The sequence below is a fragment of the Pseudomonas sp. B21-017 genome, from assembly GCF_024749245.1.
Classification (GTDB): domain Bacteria; phylum Pseudomonadota; class Gammaproteobacteria; order Pseudomonadales; family Pseudomonadaceae; genus Aquipseudomonas.
Genome location: NZ_CP087194.1, coordinates 5,943,129 through 5,960,447 on the forward strand (window position 1 = coordinate 5,943,129; position 17,319 = coordinate 5,960,447).

At 60.4% G+C, this 17,319-nt stretch carries 15 protein-coding genes; 5 read left to right on the forward strand and 10 right to left on the reverse strand.

Going from position 1 to position 17,319, the window contains the following annotated elements:
• Positions 1-64 precede the first annotated feature (64 nt).
• The 9 genes from LOY28_RS27100 to bioB all read right to left on the reverse strand — a co-directional run bounded on the left by LOY28_RS27100 (position 65) and on the right by bioB (position 10,528).
• Entirely contained in the window at positions 65-1,861 is a 1,797-nt protein-coding gene (locus LOY28_RS27100; protein ID WP_258612755.1) for an acyl-CoA dehydrogenase C-terminal domain-containing protein, read from the reverse strand.
• 90 nt (positions 1,862-1,951) lie between these two features.
• Positions 1,952-3,241 carry a GGDEF domain-containing protein gene (locus tag LOY28_RS27105; RefSeq protein WP_258612756.1) on the reverse strand — a complete coding sequence of 430 codons (1,290 nt, stop codon included), beginning with the start codon at positions 3,239-3,241 and terminating at the stop codon, positions 1,952-1,954.
• Positions 3,242-3,467: 226 nt separating this feature from the next.
• Positions 3,468-5,273: a phenylacyl-CoA dehydrogenase gene (locus LOY28_RS27110; protein WP_007936490.1), complete on the reverse strand. Its 1,806-nt coding sequence runs from the start codon at positions 5,271-5,273 to the stop codon at positions 3,468-3,470.
• Between the two features lie 277 nt (positions 5,274-5,550).
• Positions 5,551-5,847 carry a hypothetical protein gene (locus tag LOY28_RS27115; RefSeq protein WP_018928821.1) on the reverse strand — a complete coding sequence of 99 codons (297 nt, stop codon included), beginning with the start codon at positions 5,845-5,847 and terminating at the stop codon, positions 5,551-5,553.
• 120 nt (positions 5,848-5,967) lie between these two features.
• Positions 5,968-6,648 carry a dethiobiotin synthase gene (bioD, locus tag LOY28_RS27120; protein ID WP_018928820.1) on the reverse strand — a complete coding sequence of 227 codons (681 nt, stop codon included), beginning with the start codon at positions 6,646-6,648 and terminating at the stop codon, positions 5,968-5,970.
• Positions 6,645-7,457, reverse strand: coding sequence for a malonyl-ACP O-methyltransferase BioC (gene bioC / locus LOY28_RS27125; protein ID WP_018928819.1), 813 nt, complete (start codon positions 7,455-7,457; stop codon positions 6,645-6,647). Before bioC ends, bioD begins: the two co-directional genes overlap by 4 nt.
• Positions 7,450-8,181, reverse strand: a complete 732-nt coding sequence (locus LOY28_RS27130; RefSeq protein ID WP_258612757.1) for an alpha/beta fold hydrolase — start codon at positions 8,179-8,181, stop codon at positions 7,450-7,452. Before LOY28_RS27130 ends, bioC begins: the two co-directional genes overlap by 8 nt.
• Positions 8,174-9,352, reverse strand: a complete 1,179-nt coding sequence (gene bioF / locus LOY28_RS27135; RefSeq protein WP_064620799.1) for an 8-amino-7-oxononanoate synthase — start codon at positions 9,350-9,352, stop codon at positions 8,174-8,176. Before bioF ends, LOY28_RS27130 begins: the two co-directional genes overlap by 8 nt.
• A 120-nt stretch (positions 9,353-9,472) precedes the next feature.
• Positions 9,473-10,528 (reverse strand): biotin synthase BioB, encoded by a 1,056-nt coding sequence (bioB, locus tag LOY28_RS27140; RefSeq protein WP_008008198.1) that lies wholly within the window; start codon positions 10,526-10,528, stop codon positions 9,473-9,475.
• Between the two features lie 90 nt (positions 10,529-10,618).
• Here bioB and LOY28_RS27145 point away from each other — a divergent pair, with 90 nt between their 5' ends.
• The 5 genes from LOY28_RS27145 (at position 10,619) to rarD (ending at position 16,364) form a co-directional block, all read left to right on the forward strand.
• Positions 10,619-11,359, forward strand: coding sequence for a ComF family protein (locus tag LOY28_RS27145; RefSeq protein WP_258612758.1), 741 nt, complete (start codon positions 10,619-10,621; stop codon positions 11,357-11,359).
• A 63-nt stretch (positions 11,360-11,422) separates the two neighbouring features.
• On the forward strand, positions 11,423-12,187 hold the full coding sequence (locus LOY28_RS27150) for a TOBE domain-containing protein (RefSeq protein WP_258612759.1): 765 nt from the start codon (positions 11,423-11,425) through the stop codon (positions 12,185-12,187).
• Between the two features lie 72 nt (positions 12,188-12,259).
• Complete coding sequence (locus LOY28_RS27155) at positions 12,260-14,161, forward strand: PhoX family phosphatase (RefSeq protein WP_258612760.1); 1,902 nt, start codon at positions 12,260-12,262, stop codon at positions 14,159-14,161.
• Between the two features lie 163 nt (positions 14,162-14,324).
• Positions 14,325-15,299, forward strand: a complete 975-nt coding sequence (locus LOY28_RS27160; RefSeq protein ID WP_111452930.1) for a serine/threonine protein kinase — start codon at positions 14,325-14,327, stop codon at positions 15,297-15,299.
• 177 nt (positions 15,300-15,476) lie between these two features.
• Positions 15,477-16,364, forward strand: coding sequence for an EamA family transporter RarD (gene rarD, locus LOY28_RS27165; protein ID WP_018928812.1), 888 nt, complete (start codon positions 15,477-15,479; stop codon positions 16,362-16,364).
• Positions 16,365-16,579: 215 nt separating this feature from the next.
• Here rarD and LOY28_RS27170 read toward each other — a convergent pair whose 3' ends face one another.
• Positions 16,580-17,098 carry a glycine cleavage system protein R gene (locus tag LOY28_RS27170; RefSeq protein ID WP_007936467.1) on the reverse strand — a complete coding sequence of 173 codons (519 nt, stop codon included), beginning with the start codon at positions 17,096-17,098 and terminating at the stop codon, positions 16,580-16,582.
• Between the last annotated feature and the right edge of the window lie 221 nt (positions 17,099-17,319).

The following is a 17,319-nucleotide window of genomic DNA, read 5'->3' on the forward strand; positions in this document are numbered from 1 at the left end:
ACTGACCTGTTCTTCATAAAGAAGCCCGCAGCAAGGCGGGCTTCTTTATGGCCGATTTGAATGATTAAAGTGCAAACGACTCCGCCGGCAACTTCATCAGGCAATCGCTACCCGCCTCGATGGCCGCCCGATGAGCAGCCGTCCGCGGCAGTAAACGCTTGAAGTAAAACTCGCTGGTCGCCAGTTTGCCTCGGCAGTAATCGGCATCACCGCTGCCCGCCTCCAACTGCGACTGAGCCACCAGCGCCATGCGTAGCCACAGGTAGCCGTGGATGATGTAGCCGCAGTACATCAGGTAATCCACCGAAGCGGCGCCGACCTCATCCGGATTTTTCATCGCAGCCATGCCGATCCTGGTGGTCAATTCACCCCACTGCTGATTCAGATCGTTGAGTTGCGCCACATAACCGCCAAGTTGCGGGTGCTCAGCGTTTGCCGCACAGAACTTGTGGACGATTTTAGTGAAGCCGCGCAGCAGTTTTCCCTGACTCCCAAGGACTTTGCGCCCAAGCAGATCCAGCGCCTGTATGCCGTTGGTGCCTTCGTAGATCGGCGCGATCCGGCAGTCGCGAACCAACTGCTCCATGCCCCACTCACGAATGAAACCGTGGCCGCCAAACACCTGCATGCCGAGGTTGGTCACCTCCAGCCCGGTGTCGGTCATGAAGGCTTTGCAGATCGGTGTGAGGAACGCCAGCAAATCCTCGGCGTCCTGACGCGCCGTTTCATCCGGGCTCAGGTGCGCAGCGTCCAGCAACTGTGCGGCGAAGTAAGTCAGCGCCCGGTTGCCTTCGTTGAAGGCCTTCATGGTCAACAACATCCTGCGCACATCGGGATGCACGATGATCGGGTCAGCAGGTTTTTCCGGGGCTTTCGGGCCGGTCAGCGAGCGCATTTGCAGACGGTCGTTGGCGTATTTGACCGCACCCTGGAAGCTCGTCTCCCCCAGACACAAACCTTGCATGCCGGTGCCGAGCCGCGCGTGGTTCATCATGGTGAACATGCAGTTCAGGCCCTTATTCGGCTCACCGATCAAGAAGCCCTTGGCATCGTCGAAATTCAGCACGCAGGTGGCCGAGGCCTTGATGCCCATTTTGTGTTCGATCGAACCGCAGGAAACGCCGTTGCGCTCGCCTGCCTCACCCTCGGCATTGGGTAGAAATTTGGGCACGATAAACAGAGAAATGCCTTTGGTCCCCGCTGGCGCGTCCGGTAATTTGGCCAGCACCAGATGAATGATGTTGTCACTCATGTCGTGCTCACCGGCGGAGATGAATATCTTGCTGCCAGAGATCGCGTAACTGCCATCGGCCTGAGGCACGGCGCGGGTCTTGATGATGCCCAGATCGGTGCCGCAATGGGCTTCGGTCAGGCACATGGTGCCGGTCCATTGGCCAGCGGTGAGCCTGCTCAAGTAGGTGTGTTTCTGCTCTTCAGTGCCATGGGCATGGATGGCCGACATCGCACCGTGGGTCAGGCCGGGGTACATGCCCCAGGACGTGTTACTGGAGCCGACCATTTCGCTGATGACCAGCCCCAAGGAACTTGGCAGGCCCTGGCCACCGTAAGCCGGGTCCGCCGCCAGACCATGCCAGCCGCCTTCCACGTATTGTGCGAATGCTTGCTTGAAGCCTGTAGGCGTTGTGACTACACCGTTGTCGAAATGGCAGCCTTCTTCGTCGCCGCTGCGGTTCAGCGGTGCGAGAACGTTCTCACAGAATTTCGCGCCTTCTTCGAGAATCGCATTGACCATGTCCGGGCTGGCATCGGTGGCCCCCAGCGCGGCGTAGTTGCTGTGAAAATCAAACACGTGATCGATCAGAAAGCGCATGTCGCGCAGGGGAGCTTTGTACTCGGGCATGTTCATTTCTCCGGCAGCAGATGGCCCAAACCTACTGCCGTGCATCACACCTCACAATCACAGTCCAGACGCTGAATGCGCCATCATCACTCAACCCGCAGCGGCGTCCATGCGCACTGCGCCACGGCGGTTCTGACCGAAGGCCATCACACAGTTTCGCCCCGCCCCCTTGGCGCTGTAGAGCGCCTGGTCGGCGGATTTGAGCACTTCTTCGGGGGTGCGTTGTTCCAGGCGTTCGGCGACACCGATGCTGACGGTGACCGAAACACTCGAGGCACCCGAACCCGCGCGACGCTGGCGCCCCTGCTGGTCATCCTGGGGACGGCTGTCCTGATTGCGCAGCTGGATGTTGTAAGTGGCAATGGATTCGCGGATGACCTCCAGATGCGGCATGCACTCTTCGAGGGTCTTGCCTGCGAACACCAAGGCAAATTCCTCACCGCCGTAGCGATATGCCCTACCGCCACCACTGATTTTCGACAGCTTGCTGGCGACCAGACGCAACACTTGGTCGCCGACATCGTGGCCGTGGGTGTCGTTGAATTTCTTGAAGTGATCGACGTCGCTCATCGCCAGCACGTAATTGCGCCCCAGCCGTTGCATGCGCTCGTTCAGGGCGCGGCGCCCCGGCAGGCCGGTGAGTTCGTCGCGGAAAGCCATCTGATAGGCCTCATGGGCAACCGCGGCGGCAATCATCAACATCACCTGGCTGCACATGATGTTGAGGGTGAAGGGCAGGATGAAGGTTTTCGGCAACATCCAGAACAATCCCAACAGCCCCACCAATTGCGCAGCGTGCAAAGGTCTTGGGTTGCGCCAGTATTGCCAGGCCAATAACAGGAACGAGGCGACGAACACGGGATAAGACAATTGGATCAGGCTCATCCACGCACCATGCAACGCCGGCCAGCGGATCTCCGACAGCCACATCAGCAGCGCCTGTGGGTAACTTTGCTCCAGCCCCAGCGCCACACTGCCGAACGCCAGCAACACAGCGAAACGCGCCACCATGTCCTGGAACAGGTGAGTACGCTCTTGCCAGGCAGCGAACAAGCCAAACAGCAACGGCAACAACAGACAGCACAGATGGAACACCACCGCGGCGTCTTCACGAACCTTGCCGTTGTCGCGGTAATAGTCAGTCTGGGTGTCGAGCAGAAAGTAGGCGATGTACACCGTGACCATCAGAAACAGTTCACGCTGACGTCGATAAACCGCGCAATACGCACCGCCGAGCAACAGCACCAGAGTGGGCAGCACGTTGAACAGCGAAGTGAAGAAGACGTTGAGATCCTTGACGTAGGCAGCCGCAAGCCCCGCGAGCAACAACAGCAGCGATGGCAAAAAATGGCTGAAACGTACAGCGGAAGAACGCGGCAAGGGTAAAGCTCCGACCCGGCAAACAAAGATGGCATTGTGCCTGCATTTGGCGCAGCTAAGCACGTGCAACGTGACAGGCGTCACATCGCAGCCTCTTTAACGGCAGCAAAGTCGTTCTTCTTAGCGTTTTAGTCAGGAATATTTAAAGACGTGATCGTTTGCGTCAGGCATAAAAAAGCCGCTGCTTCCGAAGAAGCAGCGGCTTTGTGAAGAGACCGCGTAGGGCTTAGTAACCCAGTGCGAAGTCTTCTTCTTTCATGTCCATCAGGTTGTTGGCGCCCGACAGCATGGTTGCAACGTGAGTGCGGGTACGCGGCAGGATGCGCTGGAAGTAGAAGCGCGCAGTCTGCAGCTTGGCGGTGTAGAACGCCTCTTCGGTGGTACCGGCAGCCAGTTTCTCGGCCGCCAGACGCGCCATGTCAGCCCAGAAGTAGGCCAGGCAGGCGTAACCGGAGTACATCAGGTAGTCCACGGATGCTGCGCCGACTTCTTCGCGATCTTTCATGGCCGCCATACCGACCTTCATGGTCAGCTCGCCCCATTCTTTGTTCAGCGCAGCCAATGGCTCGACGAACTCTTTGACCGCGTCATTGCCTTCGTTGCTCTGGCAGAACTTGTGGACGATCTTGGTGAAGCCCTTGAGCGCTTCGCCTTGAGTCATCAGCACTTTACGGCCCAGCAGGTCGAGTGCCTGGATGCCGGTGGTGCCTTCGTACAGCATCGAAATACGGCTGTCGCGAACGTTCTGCTCCATGCCCCACTCGGCGATGAAGCCGTGGCCACCGTAGATCTGCACGCCGTGGTTGGCGGATTCGAAACCGACTTCAGTCATGAAGGCTTTGGCGATCGGCGTCATGAAGGCCAGCAATGCGTCGGCTTTCTTCTTCTCTTCTTCATCGACGCCGTATTTGACGATGTCGACTTGCTTGGCGGTGAAGTAAACCATCGCACGGTTGCCTTCGGCGAACGCCTTCATGGTCAACAACATGCGACGAACATCAGGGTGAACGATGATCGGGTCAGCGGCTTTGTCCGGCGCTTTCGGGCCAGTCAGGGAGCGCATTTGCAGGCGATCGCGAGCGTATTTCAGGCCGCCCTGGAAGCCGATCTCGGCGTGTGCCAGACCTTGCAGCGCGGTACCCAGACGTGCGGTGTTCATGAAGGTGAACATGCAGTTCAGGCCTTTGTTCGCCGGGCCGATCAGGTAACCGGTGGCCGCGTCGAAGTTCATCACGCAGGTGGCGTTGCCGTGGATGCCCATCTTGTGTTCCAGGGAACCGCAGCTCACAGCGTTGCGCGCGCCGATCGAGCCATCTGCGTTCGGCAGGAATTTCGGCACGATGAACAGCGAGATGCCTTTGGTGCCGGCAGGTGCGTCCGGCAGACGTGCCAGAACGATGTGGACGATGTTGTCGGCCATGTCGTGCTCACCGGCCGAGATGAAGATCTTGGTGCCGGACACTTTGTAGGAGCCGTCGGCCTGAGGTTCGGCCTTGGTGCGCAACATGCCCAGGTCGGTGCCGCAGTGCGGTTCGGTCAGGCACATGGTGCCGGTCCATTCGCCGGAAACCAGTTTGGTCAGGTAAGCCTCTTGCTGCTCAGGCGTGCCGTGCTCGGAAATAGTGTTCATCGCGCCATGGGACAGGCCTGGGTACATGCCCCACGACCAGTTGGCCTCGCCAACCATTTCGCTGACAGCCAGGCCCAGAGACTCCGGCAGGCCCTGGCCGCCGTGCTCTACATCGTGGGCCAGGCTAGGCCAGCCGCCTTCGACGAATTGCTTGTAGGCTTCTTTGAAACCGGTCGGGGTTTTAACGCCCGACTCGCTCCAGGTGCAGCCTTCGGTGTCACCCACGCGGTTCAGCGGAGCCAGCACCTGCTCACAAAACTTGGCGCCTTCTTCGAGAATGGCGTCAACCATGTCCGGAGTTGCGTCCTGGCAAGCCGGAAGGCTCTGATAGTGCGCTTCGTAGCCGAGCAGTTCGTCACGAACGAAGCGAATATCACGCAAGGGGGCCTTGTAGTCAGGCATAGCGATAAACCTCTGCTGATGTAACCGGGAATGAACGACCGTGGTGATTTGTTGTGACGGTCAAACAGTTGTTTGAAACATACGTTTACGCCCAAACCTTGTCAAGCGCCGATCTTTTGCCGTTCGTCTTCGATCTATGAAAATCTTGGGCGCGCAGTGGCGCAGCGTCGTTGATTGAGCAACACGTCATGTAGGAGAGATTAGTTGAGGGAGAAGGACTTACGCAGAAAAACGCCGCGAACAGGCGCGGCGCTGGGGTAGTGAATTCAATGAGGAATCAGGCGAAGGTATCGATCAACGTACCGAGCATTTCATCGGAGGCCTTGGCGACTTTGACGCCAAGTTCCACCTGGAACTTGCCTTGAGACATCTCGACCACATTGCTGGCCAGATCCGATTGCTGGCTGCGGTCTACCGAGCGCAGACGATCGACCTGAACCTCGGAGGACTGACTGGTGACCGAACGCTCGATGGTGTTGTTGGCGATCTGCCCCGAAGCCTGATCGACGCGGCTCTGCCCTGTCTGAATTGTGCTCAGACCGGCATAGAAAGCGGTGTTTCCTGAGATTTCCATGGGAGAACTCGTCCTACAAAGGATCAACAGCGGCCATTGAACCAGACACGCCGCTAAAAGGCCCGACAAAAACACTAATGGCACAGTGCCTTATCATAGGTAAAACCCACGCCAGAAACGTCAGTCCAGCAGATCCAGCTGTAGATGTTCGGCCACCGCTTCGGCCGTCACCGACTTGAGTTTCGGCACCCGCCCCAGGCACGGCGCGGGAATGCGCTCGGCCAGCGTCGCCAGGTTCTCTTCAAGACGCGAGGTCTTCGGATCGATGATGTTCGCCACCCACCCCGCCAACTGCAAACCATCCCGAGCAATTGCCTCAGCCGTCAGCAGCGCATGGTTGATGCAGCCCAGGCGCACGCCGACCACCAGGATTACCGGTAGATCCAGCGCCATGGCCAGGTCTGACAGATTATCCTGATCCGCCAACGGCACTCGCCAGCCGCCAGCGCCTTCGATCAAGGTGAAGTCCGCCTGCAGATCGAGAACCTGCCGCATTGGTGCCAGCAACGATTGCACTGTTAGCGCCACGCCAGCCTCCCGCGCCGCCAGATGCGGTGCGATCGCCGGCTCGAACGCGACCGGATTGACCTGATCGTAGGTCAACGGTATCGAGCATTCGGCCAGCAGTGCCAGTGCGTCGGCGTTGCGTAATCCCTTGGGCGTCAGCTCACACCCGGAGGCTACCGGCTTACCCGCCGCTGTGCTCAAGCCTGACAATCGCGCGGCATGCAGCAAACCTGCGGCGACGGTGGTCTTGCCGACATCGGTGTCAGTACCGGTGATGAAATAGGCTGCGCTCATAAGGGTTTCTCCAGCACGGCGTAAACCACTTGATAAGTCGCCGGCAGTCCCTGTGCCTGACGAAACTGCTCGTAAGCCTCGATCAAGCCGAGGATTCGCGCCCTGCCGGTCAAACCGCCCGGCCGACCGGGGTTCAGGTTATGCGCCCCGAGTGCCTTGAGCTCATGGGTCAGGCTGCGGACATCGGGGTAATGCAACACATGTGGATGTGTTTCAAGGCTGATGACCTTCAAGCCACTGCCCGCGCAAAGCTGCTGGTAAACACCGAACTCGCGGAAGCGGTTGACGTGCACCATGCCATCCACCTGACGCCAGCTGTCGCGCAATTCGTACAGCGTGCCTACACACAGACTAGCAAACGCGAAAATACCGCCCGGTTTCAGCACCCGATACGCTTCGTTGAGCACCGAGGCGAAATCCGCGCACCATTGCACCGCCAGGCTGGAGAAGACCAGGTCGCAGGTCGAATCCTGCAACGGCAAGCGTTCGGCATCACCGGCGATGAAATGGTTGGCGCCGCCCAAGGGACGGGCGTGATTGAGCATCCCCTCAGCGATATCAAGGGCCAGCCCGTTGCCGGCAGGAAAACGCTCACCGAGCGCACGGCTGAAATACCCGGTGCCACAACCCATGTCCAGCCATCGACCCGGGACAAAATCCTCCGGCAAGCGACGCAACAATTCATTGCCAACGTCGCGCTGCAATTCGGCCACGCTGTCGTAGCTCGCCGCCGCTCGGGAAAAGGACGCCGCTACCTGGCGTTTATCGGGCAAGCCGCCGGGCAGGTTGGGAAAGGACAAATCAGTCATCACCGGACTCATGCAAAAAGGCCTGAATCGCCCCCGCCACACCGTGGGGGTCTTCCAGAAGAAACGCGTGGCTGGCCTGTTCAATCAGACCGATTTCGACATCCGGCAGCAGCGCCAGCAAATCCCCCGCCGCTTCGGCCGGGACCAATCCGTCGAGACCACCGAACAAGTGCAATTGCGGACCGCGAAACGCCTGCAACGCTTGCCGGGTATCCAGCTGTGCAAGCAACTCCAGGCCGCTCATCAGCACCGATGGAGACGAAAGCGGTGCGCCAGCGAGCAACAGCCGCGATAGCCCGCGCGGGTCTGCGGCACCGTGGGTGCACAGCAGCGAGAAACGTTTCAACGTCATGCCCGGATCGGCTTTGCAACCGGCCAGAAACGCGTCGAAGGTCTCGCCAGGCATCCCGCTCGACCACTGCTCATGGGCGACAAAAGAAGGGTTACTAGCCAGGGTCACCAAACCGCAGCAACGGTCACCGCGCTTCGCCGCCAATTCGGATGCCAGCATGCCGCCCAATGACCAACCACCTAGCCAGGCATCCTGGGGCAGCGTCGAATCCAGTTCATCTAGCCATTCTTCAAGGTTGCTCGATTCCAGTTCCGGCAGTGGTTCGATTTCGACGCGCAGATGCTCATCCAGGCCTTGCAAGGCAGCCGCCAAGGGTTCCAGCGGAGAAATCCCGAGCCCCCAGCCCGGCAGCAGAATCAGACGATCACGCATGGCTTGGCTCCGGTCCCAGTTGTTGAAAACAATCGGCCAGTCCATTTAACAATAGCTGCACCTGCGCCTCGCTGTGAGCGGCGGTCAGGGTTACGCGCAAGCGTGCGCTGCCGGCAGGCACGGTCGGTGGACGGATCGCGGTCACCATCAGGCCACGCTCACGCAGCATCTGCGACAGCCGGACCGCACGCCCGGCATCGCCAATCATGATCGGCTGGATCGGCGTGAAGCTGTCCATCAACTCCAGGCCAATCTGCTCGGCGCCTTGGCGGAACTGGCGAATCAGCGCCTGCAAATGCTCACGTCGCCAGTGTTCGCTACGCAACAATTCCAGGCTTTTAAGCGTCGCGCAGGCCAGTGCCGGCGGCTGGCTGGTGGTGTAGATGTAGGGGCGAGCGAACTGGATCAGGCTCTCGATCAACTCCTCACTGCCAGCCACAAAAGCACCGGCCGTACCGAACGCCTTGCCGAGGGTGCCAACCAACACCGGCACGTCCTCCTGACTCAGGCCGAAATGCTCGACGGCCCCACCGCCATTGGCGCCCAGCGGACCAAAGCCGTGAGCGTCATCGACCATCAACCAGGCACCTTTGGCCTTGGCTTCCCGCGCCAGCGCCGGCAGATCGGCGATGTCACCGTCCATGCTGAACACGCCGTCGGTGACCACCAGCGTATTGCCGGTGGCCTTCTCAAGGCGGTTGGCCAGACTGGCCGCATCGTTATGCAGATAGCGATTGAAACGCGCACCGGACAGCAAACCGGCATCCAGCAACGACGCGTGATTGAGCCGGTCTTCCAGCACCGTATCGCCCTGCCCGACCAATGCGGTGACCGCGCCGAGGTTGGCCATGTAGCCGGTGGTGAACAGCAATGCGCGCGGACGGCCGGTGAATTCGGCAAGGGCTTCTTCCAGCGCGTGATGCGGGCCGCTGTGGCCAATCACCAGATGCGAAGCACCACCGCCCACGCCCCAACGAGACGCGCCGGCGCGCCAGGCTTCGATCACTTGCGGGTGATTGGCCAGGCCCAGGTAATCGTTGTTACAGAACGCCAGCAATGGCTGACCATCGACCACCACTTCCGGGCCTTGAGGGCTTTCAAGCAGCGGGCGCTGGCGATAAAGGTTTTCGGCACGACGGGCAGCAAGGCGTGCGGCGAGATCGAAAGACATGCAGGCCTCGAAGATCAGAGTGTAGGAGCCTGCTTGCTGGCGATAGCATCACCACGGTCATCAGACAGACCGTGGTGATGCTATCGCCAGCAAGCAGGCTCCTACAGGGTTTTGCGTGGGTTAAACAGCAGCGTTATAGAACTGCTCGCTGCTCTTCTGCTCCACCAGTGCCTGTTCGATGGCGGCCTGATGCACTTCGTCGGCGTGCTCTTCGCGGGCTTCCGGCAGGATGCCCAGACGCGAGAACAGTTGCATGTCCTTGTCTGCCTGCGGGTTGGCGGTGGTCAGCAGTTTTTCGCCGTAGAAAATCGAGTTGGCGCCGGCAAAGAACGCCAGGGCCTGCATCTGCTCGTTCATCGCTTCGCGACCGGCGGACAGGCGTACGTGGGATTTCGGCATCAGGATGCGTGCAACGGCGAGCATGCGGATGAAGTCGAACGGATCGACGTCGTCGGCATTTTCCAGCGGCGTGCCGGCGACTTTCACCAACATGTTGATCGGCACCGACTCTGGATGCTCTGGCAGGTTGGCCAGCTGGATCAGCAGGTTGGCGCGGTCGTCGAGGGACTCGCCCATGCCGAGAATGCCGCCGGAGCAGATCTTCATCCCCGAATCACGCACGTAGGCCAGGGTTTGCAGGCGCTCGCTGTAAGTGCGGGTGGTAATGATGCTGCCGTAGAACTCCGGCGAGGTGTCGAGGTTGTGGTTGTAGTAGTCCAGGCCGGCTTCGGCCAGGGCGACGGTCTGGTCCTGATCGAGACGACCAAGGGTCATGCAGGTTTCCAGGCCCATGGCTTTCACGCCTTTGACCATCTCCAGCACGTAAGGCATGTCTTTGGCCGACGGGTGTTTCCACGCCGCGCCCATGCAGAAACGGGTCGAACCGATGGCCTTGGCGCGAGCAGCCTCTTCGAGGACCTTCTGCACTTCCATCAGCTTTTCTTTTTCCAGGCCAGTGTTGTAGTGACCCGACTGCGGACAATATTTGCAATCTTCAGGGCACGCGCCGGTCTTGATCGACAGCAGGGTGGAAACCTGGACGCGATTGGCGTCGAAATGCGCGCGGTGCACCGTCTGCGCCTGGAACAGCAGGTCATTGAATGGCTGAACGAAGAGTGCTTTGACTTCAGCCAAAGACCAGTCGTGACGCAGGGTGGCAGTGGTGCTGGCGCTCATGGGCGATTCCTTGGTTATGCTTGGCAAGCGACTGGGGAATGGAATACCCACAGACGCGACACGGATGTTCGGCATATTTAAGGAAGACTCATGCACTGTCAACCACGATACGAAGGACCGGTTTACATCTGGTTAAAAAACAAACAATCCTGTTTGCTCTGCTCAGAGGTCGCGGACGACACCATACCGATCTGCATGGCCTGCGAAACCGAGCTGCCCTGGCTGGACGACCAATGCCACACCTGCGCCCTGCCCTTGCCCGCCACCGGTCTGACGTGCGGCCAATGCCTGAAACAACCGCCAGCCTTCGAGCGAGTCGCCGCGCCCTGGACTTACAGCTTTCCCGTCGACAGTTTGATCACCCGCTTCAAGCACAGCGCAAAATGGCCGCTTGGCCGCCTGCTCGCCGAACTTCTTGCTCAGTTCCTGCAACATCGCTTCGATGAAGATCTGGATCGGCCCGACGCGCTGATACCGGTACCGCTGGCCCCCAAGCGGCTGCGCCAGCGGGGTTTCAACCAGGCGGCGATGCTCGCCCGCTGGCTCAGCGCCGGCCTCGACATTCCTTGCGATGAAACGCTATTGGTGAGGACTCAGGACACCAGCGCGCAACAAGACCTTAATGCCGACGCACGTAAAAAGAACCTGCGCCACGCCTTCGCCCTGGCGCCCGAGGCTTCGGTCAAAGGTCGCCACTTCGCCCTGGTGGACGATGTGCTGACCACCGGCGCCACTGCACAGGCCCTGGCCCGGCTGTTGATGGCGGCGGGGGCGACGCGGGTCGACGTCTACTGCCTGGCCCGTACCCCCAAACCTGGCGATGGGGCCTGACTTGACTCCCGCACGCCAAGTCGCCAACGTCCCATCCATCGCCACAGCCCAAAGCGCCTTGCCATGTCCTTGCCTACGTTGTTGTCCCAGCACATTGCCCGTCGTCCGCAACGCATTGCGTTGCTGCAACACATCGCCGAACAGGGCTCGATCACCCGCGCCGCAAAAAGCGCCGGCCTGAGTTACAAGGCCGCGTGGGACGCCATCGACGAGCTGAACAACCTCGCGCAGAAACCACTGGTGGAGCGCAGCGTTGGTGGCAAGGGCGGCGGTGGCGCCAAATTGTCCAGCGAAGGCGAGCGCGTGTTGCGCCTGTATCAAAAGCTGCAAGCGTTGCAGGCTCAGGTTCTGGAAGCCGCTGAAGAGGCCAGCGACCTGGACTTGCTCGGTCGGCTGATGCTCAGAACCAGCGCGCGCAATCAATTGCACGGCAAGGTCGTGGCGATCGATGCACAGGGGCGCAACGACCGGATCCGCCTTGAACTGGCCGAAGGCTTGCTCATCGACGCGCAGATCACTCACGACAGCACCCTGCGCCTGGAGCTGGAAACGGGTACCGAAGTGGTCGCACTGATCAAGGCCGGCTGGCTGGAACTGCTTGGCATCGATCAAGCTGCAACACATGGCAACAATTGCCTGAAGGGCACGATCGAAGAAATCCTCGACGCCGAAGACAGCCCCAGCGAAGTGCGCATCGGCCTGCCCAATGGCCAGACACTTTGCGCCCTGGCCGAGCCGCTGCACCTGAAAAACCTCGGGCTTGCCGCCGGTAAACCGGTGCAGGTGCAGTTCGCGCCATCGAATATCCTGCTGGGTACACCGCTCTAGCCTGCAGGCGCTGCAACAAAAGCTTCATCAACCGCCCTTAAGGTGGCTGCAAAAACCCGCAGGGAGCCTGATGTGAGCCTATTAGAAGACAACCAACCCACCGACCTCGAAAAAATGGTCGGCCTCAGCCGTCGTGGTTTCATCAGCGCCGGCGCCCTCTGCGGTGCGGCGATGTTTCTCGGTGGCAACCTGTTGAGTCGCAGCGTGCTGGCCGCCAGCGTCAGCGCCGGTTCCAGCAAACTGTTGGGCTTCGACAGCATTGCCGTCGCCACGACCGATACCATCACCCTGCCGCCGGGCTACAAGTCCTCGGTTTTGATTAGCTGGGGCCAGCCGCTGCAAAAGAATGGCCCGACATTCGACCCTAGCGGTAACGGCACGGCCCAGGCGCAGGAAGTCCAGTTCGGCGACAACAACGACGGCATGAGCCTGTTCGAATTCCCCGGTGACAAAGACCGGGCGCTGATGGCGATCAACAACGAATACACCAATTACCGCTACCTCTACCCCCACGGCGGCATGCCGCAATCGGCGGAAGATGTGCGCAAGGCCCTGGCCTGCGAAGGCGTGTCAGTGATCGAAGTGCAGCGCAAGAACGGCCAGTGGCAGTTCGTCCAGGGCTCGCGCTACAACCGGCGCATTCACGGTAATGCGCCCATCAAACTGAGCGGCCCCGCAGCGGGTCACGACCTGCTGAAAACCAGTGCCGACAAACACGGCAAGAAAGTCCTCGGCACCTTCCAGAACTGCGCCAACGGCAAAACGCCGTGGGGCACTTATCTGACCTGCGAAGAGAACTTCACCGACTGCTTCGGCAGCAGCAATGCCGAGCAAAAATTCGACGCCGCGCAGAAACGCTACGGCGCAGTGGCAACCAGCAAAGACATCAACTGGCATCAACACGATCCACGCTTCGACCTGGCGAAAAATCCCAACGAACTCAACCGCCACGGCTGGGTGGTGGAAATCGACCCGTTCGATCCGCAATCGACGCCGGTCAAACGCACCGCGCTGGGCCGCTTCAAACATGAAAACGCTGCCCTGGCCGAAACCAACGACGGTCGCGCCGTGGTGTACATGGGCGACGACGAACGTGGCGAGTTCATCTATAAATTCGTCAGCCGCGACAAGATCAACCACAAAAACCCCAAAGCCAACCGCGATCTGCTGGACCACGGCACCTTGTACGTGGCGCGTTTCGATGCGGGCGACGGCAACGCCGATCATCCGAAAGGCCAGGGCCAGTGGATCGAACTGACCCACGGCAAGAACGGCATCGACGCCAGCAGCGGTTTTGCCGATCAGGCCGAAGTGCTGATTCATGCGCGCCTCGCCGCCAGCGTGGTGAGCGCCACGCGCATGGACCGCCCGGAATGGATCGTCGTCAGCCCCAAGGACGGCCTGGTCTATTGCACCCTGACCAACAACGCCAAGCGCGGCGAAGAAGGCCAACCGGTGGGCGGCCCGAACCCACGCGAGAAGAACGTCTACGGGCAGATCCTGCGCTGGCGCACCGACCGCGACGATCACGGTTCGAATAGCTTTGCCTGGGACCTGTTTGTGGTCGCCGGCAACCCGGGCGTCCACGCCGGCACGCCGAAGGCCGGCTCGTCAAACATCACCCCGCAGAACATGTTCAACAGCCCGGACGGCCTGGGCTTCGACAAGGCCGGACGCTTGTGGATTCTGACCGACGGCGACACGAGCAATGCGGGCGACTTCGCGGGCATGGGCAATAACCAGATGCTGTGCGCCGACCCGGCAACCGGTGAGATCCGCCGTTTCATGGTCGGGCCGGTGGGCTGTGAGGTGACGGGGATCAGCTTCTCGCCGGATCAGAAGACCTTGTTTGTCGGGATTCAGCATCCGGGGGAAAACGGCGGGTCGACATTCCCTGAACACCTGCCCAATGGCAAGCCGCGGTCTTCGGTGATGGCGATTACCCGCGAGGATGGCGGAATCGTCGGCGCCTGACAGGGCCTCTTCGCGGCAAGTCTCGCGCCTACTGCAGGAGCAAGGCTTGCCCGCGAAAGCGTCAGCCCAAACCACACTTACCTCAAGCCCACCCCCTAAAGAGGCCCCGTCTGCGCTACCATGCTTGGCCGGACGCGGCAGCCTGCCGCGCGCAGGAGTCAGCATGGCCCACCCGTTTGAAACCCTCACCCCAGACCTCGTGCTCGATGCCGTCGAAAGCATCGGCTTTCTCAGCGACGCCCGTATTCTGGCGCTCAACAGCTACGAGAACCGTGTCTATCAGGTCGGCATCGAAGACTCCGAGCCGCTGATCGCCAAGTTTTACCGTCCGTTGCGCTGGACCAACGAAGCGATTCTCGAAGAACACCAATTCACCTTCGAACTCGCCGAGTGCGATATACCGGTGGTCCCGCCGCTGATCCACAACGATGAAAGCCTGCACGAACATGCCGGATTCCGTTTCACCCTGTTCCCGCGCCGGGGTGGTCGCGCACCGGAGCCGGGCAACCTTGATCAGCTGTATCGCCTGGGCCAACTGCTGGGTCGTCTGCATGCGGTCGGCGCTACAAAACCGTTCGGACACCGTGAAGTGCTTGGGGTGAAAAACTTCGGTCACGACTCATTGGCCACCTTGCTCGAAGGCAATTTCGTACCGCGCAGTCTGCTGCCGGCCTACGAGTCCGTCGCCCGCGACTTGCTCAAGCGCGTGGAAGAGGTCTACCAGGCCACGCCACACCAGAACATCCGCATACATGGCGATTGCCACCCCGGCAACATGATGTGCCGCGATGAAATGTTCCACATCGTCGACCTCGACGACTGCCGCATGGGCCCGGCGGTGCAGGATATCTGGATGATGCTGGCGGGTGACCGCCAGGAATGTCTGGGGCAATTGTCGGAACTGATGGACGGCTACAGCGAATTCCACGACTTCGACCCGCGGGAACTGGCACTGATCGAACCGCTGCGCGCCTTGCGGTTGATGCACTACAGCGCCTGGCTCGCCCGTCGCTGGGACGACCCGGCCTTCCCTCGCAGCTTTCCGTGGTTCGGCACCGAGCGCTATTGGGGCGATCAAGTGTTGGCGTTGCGTGAGCAATTGGCGGCACTGAATGAAGAGCCATTGAAACTCTTCTAAACACCGCGTCCCTGTAGGAGCGAGCGGTGCGGCGATCCGACTTGCCCGCGAAGAACGATAATGCGGTTTGCCTGACATACCGAGTCATCGTTCTTCGCGGGCAAGCCTCGCTCCTACAAAAAAGGCCACACATCTATACAATCCCCTCTTTAGTTAGCTGCCTAAGCAAGGATTCTCATGCAAGCCGCCAACCTGCGTCGCGGGTACATCCTGGGCCTGAGTGCCTACATCATCTGGGGACTTTTCCCGCTCTACTTCAAAGCCATCGCCAGCGTGCCCGCCGTGGAGATCATCATCCACCGAGTGCTTTGGTCTGCGTTGTTCGGCGCCTTGCTGCTGCTCGTCTGGAAGCATCCCGGCTGGTGGCGCGAGCTGCGTGAGAATCCACGGCGGCTGGCGATCCTGGCCCTGAGCGGCACGCTGATCGCGGCCAACTGGCTGACTTACGTCTGGTCGGTGAACAACGGACGCATGCTTGAGGCCAGCCTCGGTTACTACATCAACCCGTTGGTAAACGTGCTGCTGGGGATGCTGATCCTCGGCGAACGGCTAAGGCGCATGCAGTGGATTGCGGTGGGGCTGGCGGCGGTCGGTGTCGCGCAGCAAGTGTGGCAAGTCGGCAGTCTGCCGTGGGTGTCGCTGGTGCTGGCATTGACCTTCGGCTTCTACGGCCTGATCCGCAAACAGGCGCCGGTCAAGGCGCTGCCGGGGCTGGTGGTGGAAACCTGGATGCTGGTGCCGATTGCTGTCGCCTGGCTGCTGTTCAACCCGACGGCGACCAGCGCGCAAGCCGCATTCTGGACCAGCTCCGAAGCCTGGTGGCTGGTAGCCGCCGGTCCGGTGACGTTGGTGCCGCTGGTGTGTTTCAACGCCGCCGCACGGCACTTGCCCTACACCACCCTCGGATTTCTCCAGTACCTGGCGCCGACGCTGGTGCTGTTGCAAGCCGTCCTGCTGTTTGGCGAACACTTGTCATCCAGCACGCTGGTGGCGTTTATCTTCATCTGGGCAGGTCTGGCGGTTTACAGCGTCGACGCGTGGATAAGTCTGCGCCGCCGCAGCTGATCAGAAAACGTACAAATCTCTACAGGCCACGTCTCCCGTGGCCTGCATCCATCCTTCCCAAGGTTATCCACAACGTGATCCCCGGCGTTTGTGCGCAAGTCACTGAAACTGCTGGTTTTTTGATCAGATCCTGAAGAGCCCCGGCCGGCGTGGGCTGGCGGGGTGTCTCTACAGGTTATCCACAGGCAGGTGCACGTATAACTTGGATAACCTGTTCAAGGCTCGCTGCGCAGCACCAATTCGACCATCAGGTCGTCCGCCAGGGTTTCCAGGCGCGATTGCAGCACCTCCAGCGACAAAGTCAGGGGCACCGCGAGGATTGCTTCGGCATGGAACAACGGCTCGCTGCTCATCGGCGCCGGACGCACTTCGGTCACCAGCCGCTCCAGGCTCACCCCTTGCTCACTCAGCAGACGCGTAATGTCCCGCACAATGCCCGGACGATCATTGCCCACCAGTTCCATGGCAATCGGCTTCCAGGTGCAGGATTGTTCGATGCTGCTTTCGGCGATCATCACGCGGATGCCCTGGGTCGACAGTCCCTGTAGGGCGTCTACCAGTTCATCGTAGGCTTCGGCCGGTACGCCCACCCGAAGAATCCCGGCGAACTGCCCGGCCATGCGCGACATGCGGCTCTCCAGCCAGTTGCCGCCATGCTCGGCAATGCATTGGGCAATGCGCTCGACCTGCCCAGGCTTGTCCGGGGCGAATACCGTGAGTACGAGATGGTCCATGGCGCAGCCCTCTTGTCATGACTTTTGTTATGGAAAGGCAAGTATAGGCAAGGGGCTGGATGTGGCGAGGGGGCTTGCCCCCGTTGGGTCGCAAAGCGGCCCCTTGAGTTTCTCCAGCGTGTTCGCATCAGGCGATCTACGACTGCTTCGCAGCCGAACGGGGGCAAGCCCCCTCGCCACAAAAGCCCCATCTCCATAGCAGGGCATCAAATATTATGTGT

Excerpts from the sequence above, each read along its gene's own strand:
- LOY28_RS27130 (WP_258612757.1), bottom strand. The coding sequence starts at position 8,181 with ATGCGTGATCGTCTGATTCTGCTGCCGGGCTGGGGGCTCGGGATTTCT.
- bioD (WP_018928820.1), bottom strand. The coding sequence starts at position 6,648 with ATGAGCGCAGCCTATTTCATCACCGGTACTGACACCGATGTCGGCAAG.
- bioF (WP_064620799.1), bottom strand. The coding sequence starts at position 9,352 with ATGTCTTTCGATCTCGCCGCACGCCTTGCTGCCCGTCGTGCCGAAAAC.
- bioB (WP_008008198.1), bottom strand. The coding sequence starts at position 10,528 with ATGAGCGCCAGCACCACTGCCACCCTGCGTCACGACTGGTCTTTGGCT.
- LOY28_RS27145 (WP_258612758.1), top strand. The coding sequence starts at position 10,619 with ATGCACTGTCAACCACGATACGAAGGACCGGTTTACATCTGGTTAAAA.
- LOY28_RS27100 (WP_258612755.1), bottom strand. The coding sequence starts at position 1,861 with ATGCCCGAGTACAAAGCTCCCCTGCGCGACATGCGCTTTCTGATCGAT.
- LOY28_RS27150 (WP_258612759.1), top strand. The coding sequence starts at position 11,423 with ATGTCCTTGCCTACGTTGTTGTCCCAGCACATTGCCCGTCGTCCGCAA.
- LOY28_RS27110 (WP_007936490.1), bottom strand. The coding sequence starts at position 5,273 with ATGCCTGACTACAAGGCCCCCTTGCGTGATATTCGCTTCGTTCGTGAC.
- LOY28_RS27160 (WP_111452930.1), top strand. The coding sequence starts at position 14,325 with ATGGCCCACCCGTTTGAAACCCTCACCCCAGACCTCGTGCTCGATGCC.
- rarD (WP_018928812.1), top strand. The coding sequence starts at position 15,477 with ATGCAAGCCGCCAACCTGCGTCGCGGGTACATCCTGGGCCTGAGTGCC.
- bioC (WP_018928819.1), bottom strand. The coding sequence starts at position 7,457 with ATGACTGATTTGTCCTTTCCCAACCTGCCCGGCGGCTTGCCCGATAAA.
- LOY28_RS27170 (WP_007936467.1), bottom strand. The coding sequence starts at position 17,098 with ATGGACCATCTCGTACTCACGGTATTCGCCCCGGACAAGCCTGGGCAG.
- LOY28_RS27115 (WP_018928821.1), bottom strand. The coding sequence starts at position 5,847 with ATGGAAATCTCAGGAAACACCGCTTTCTATGCCGGTCTGAGCACAATT.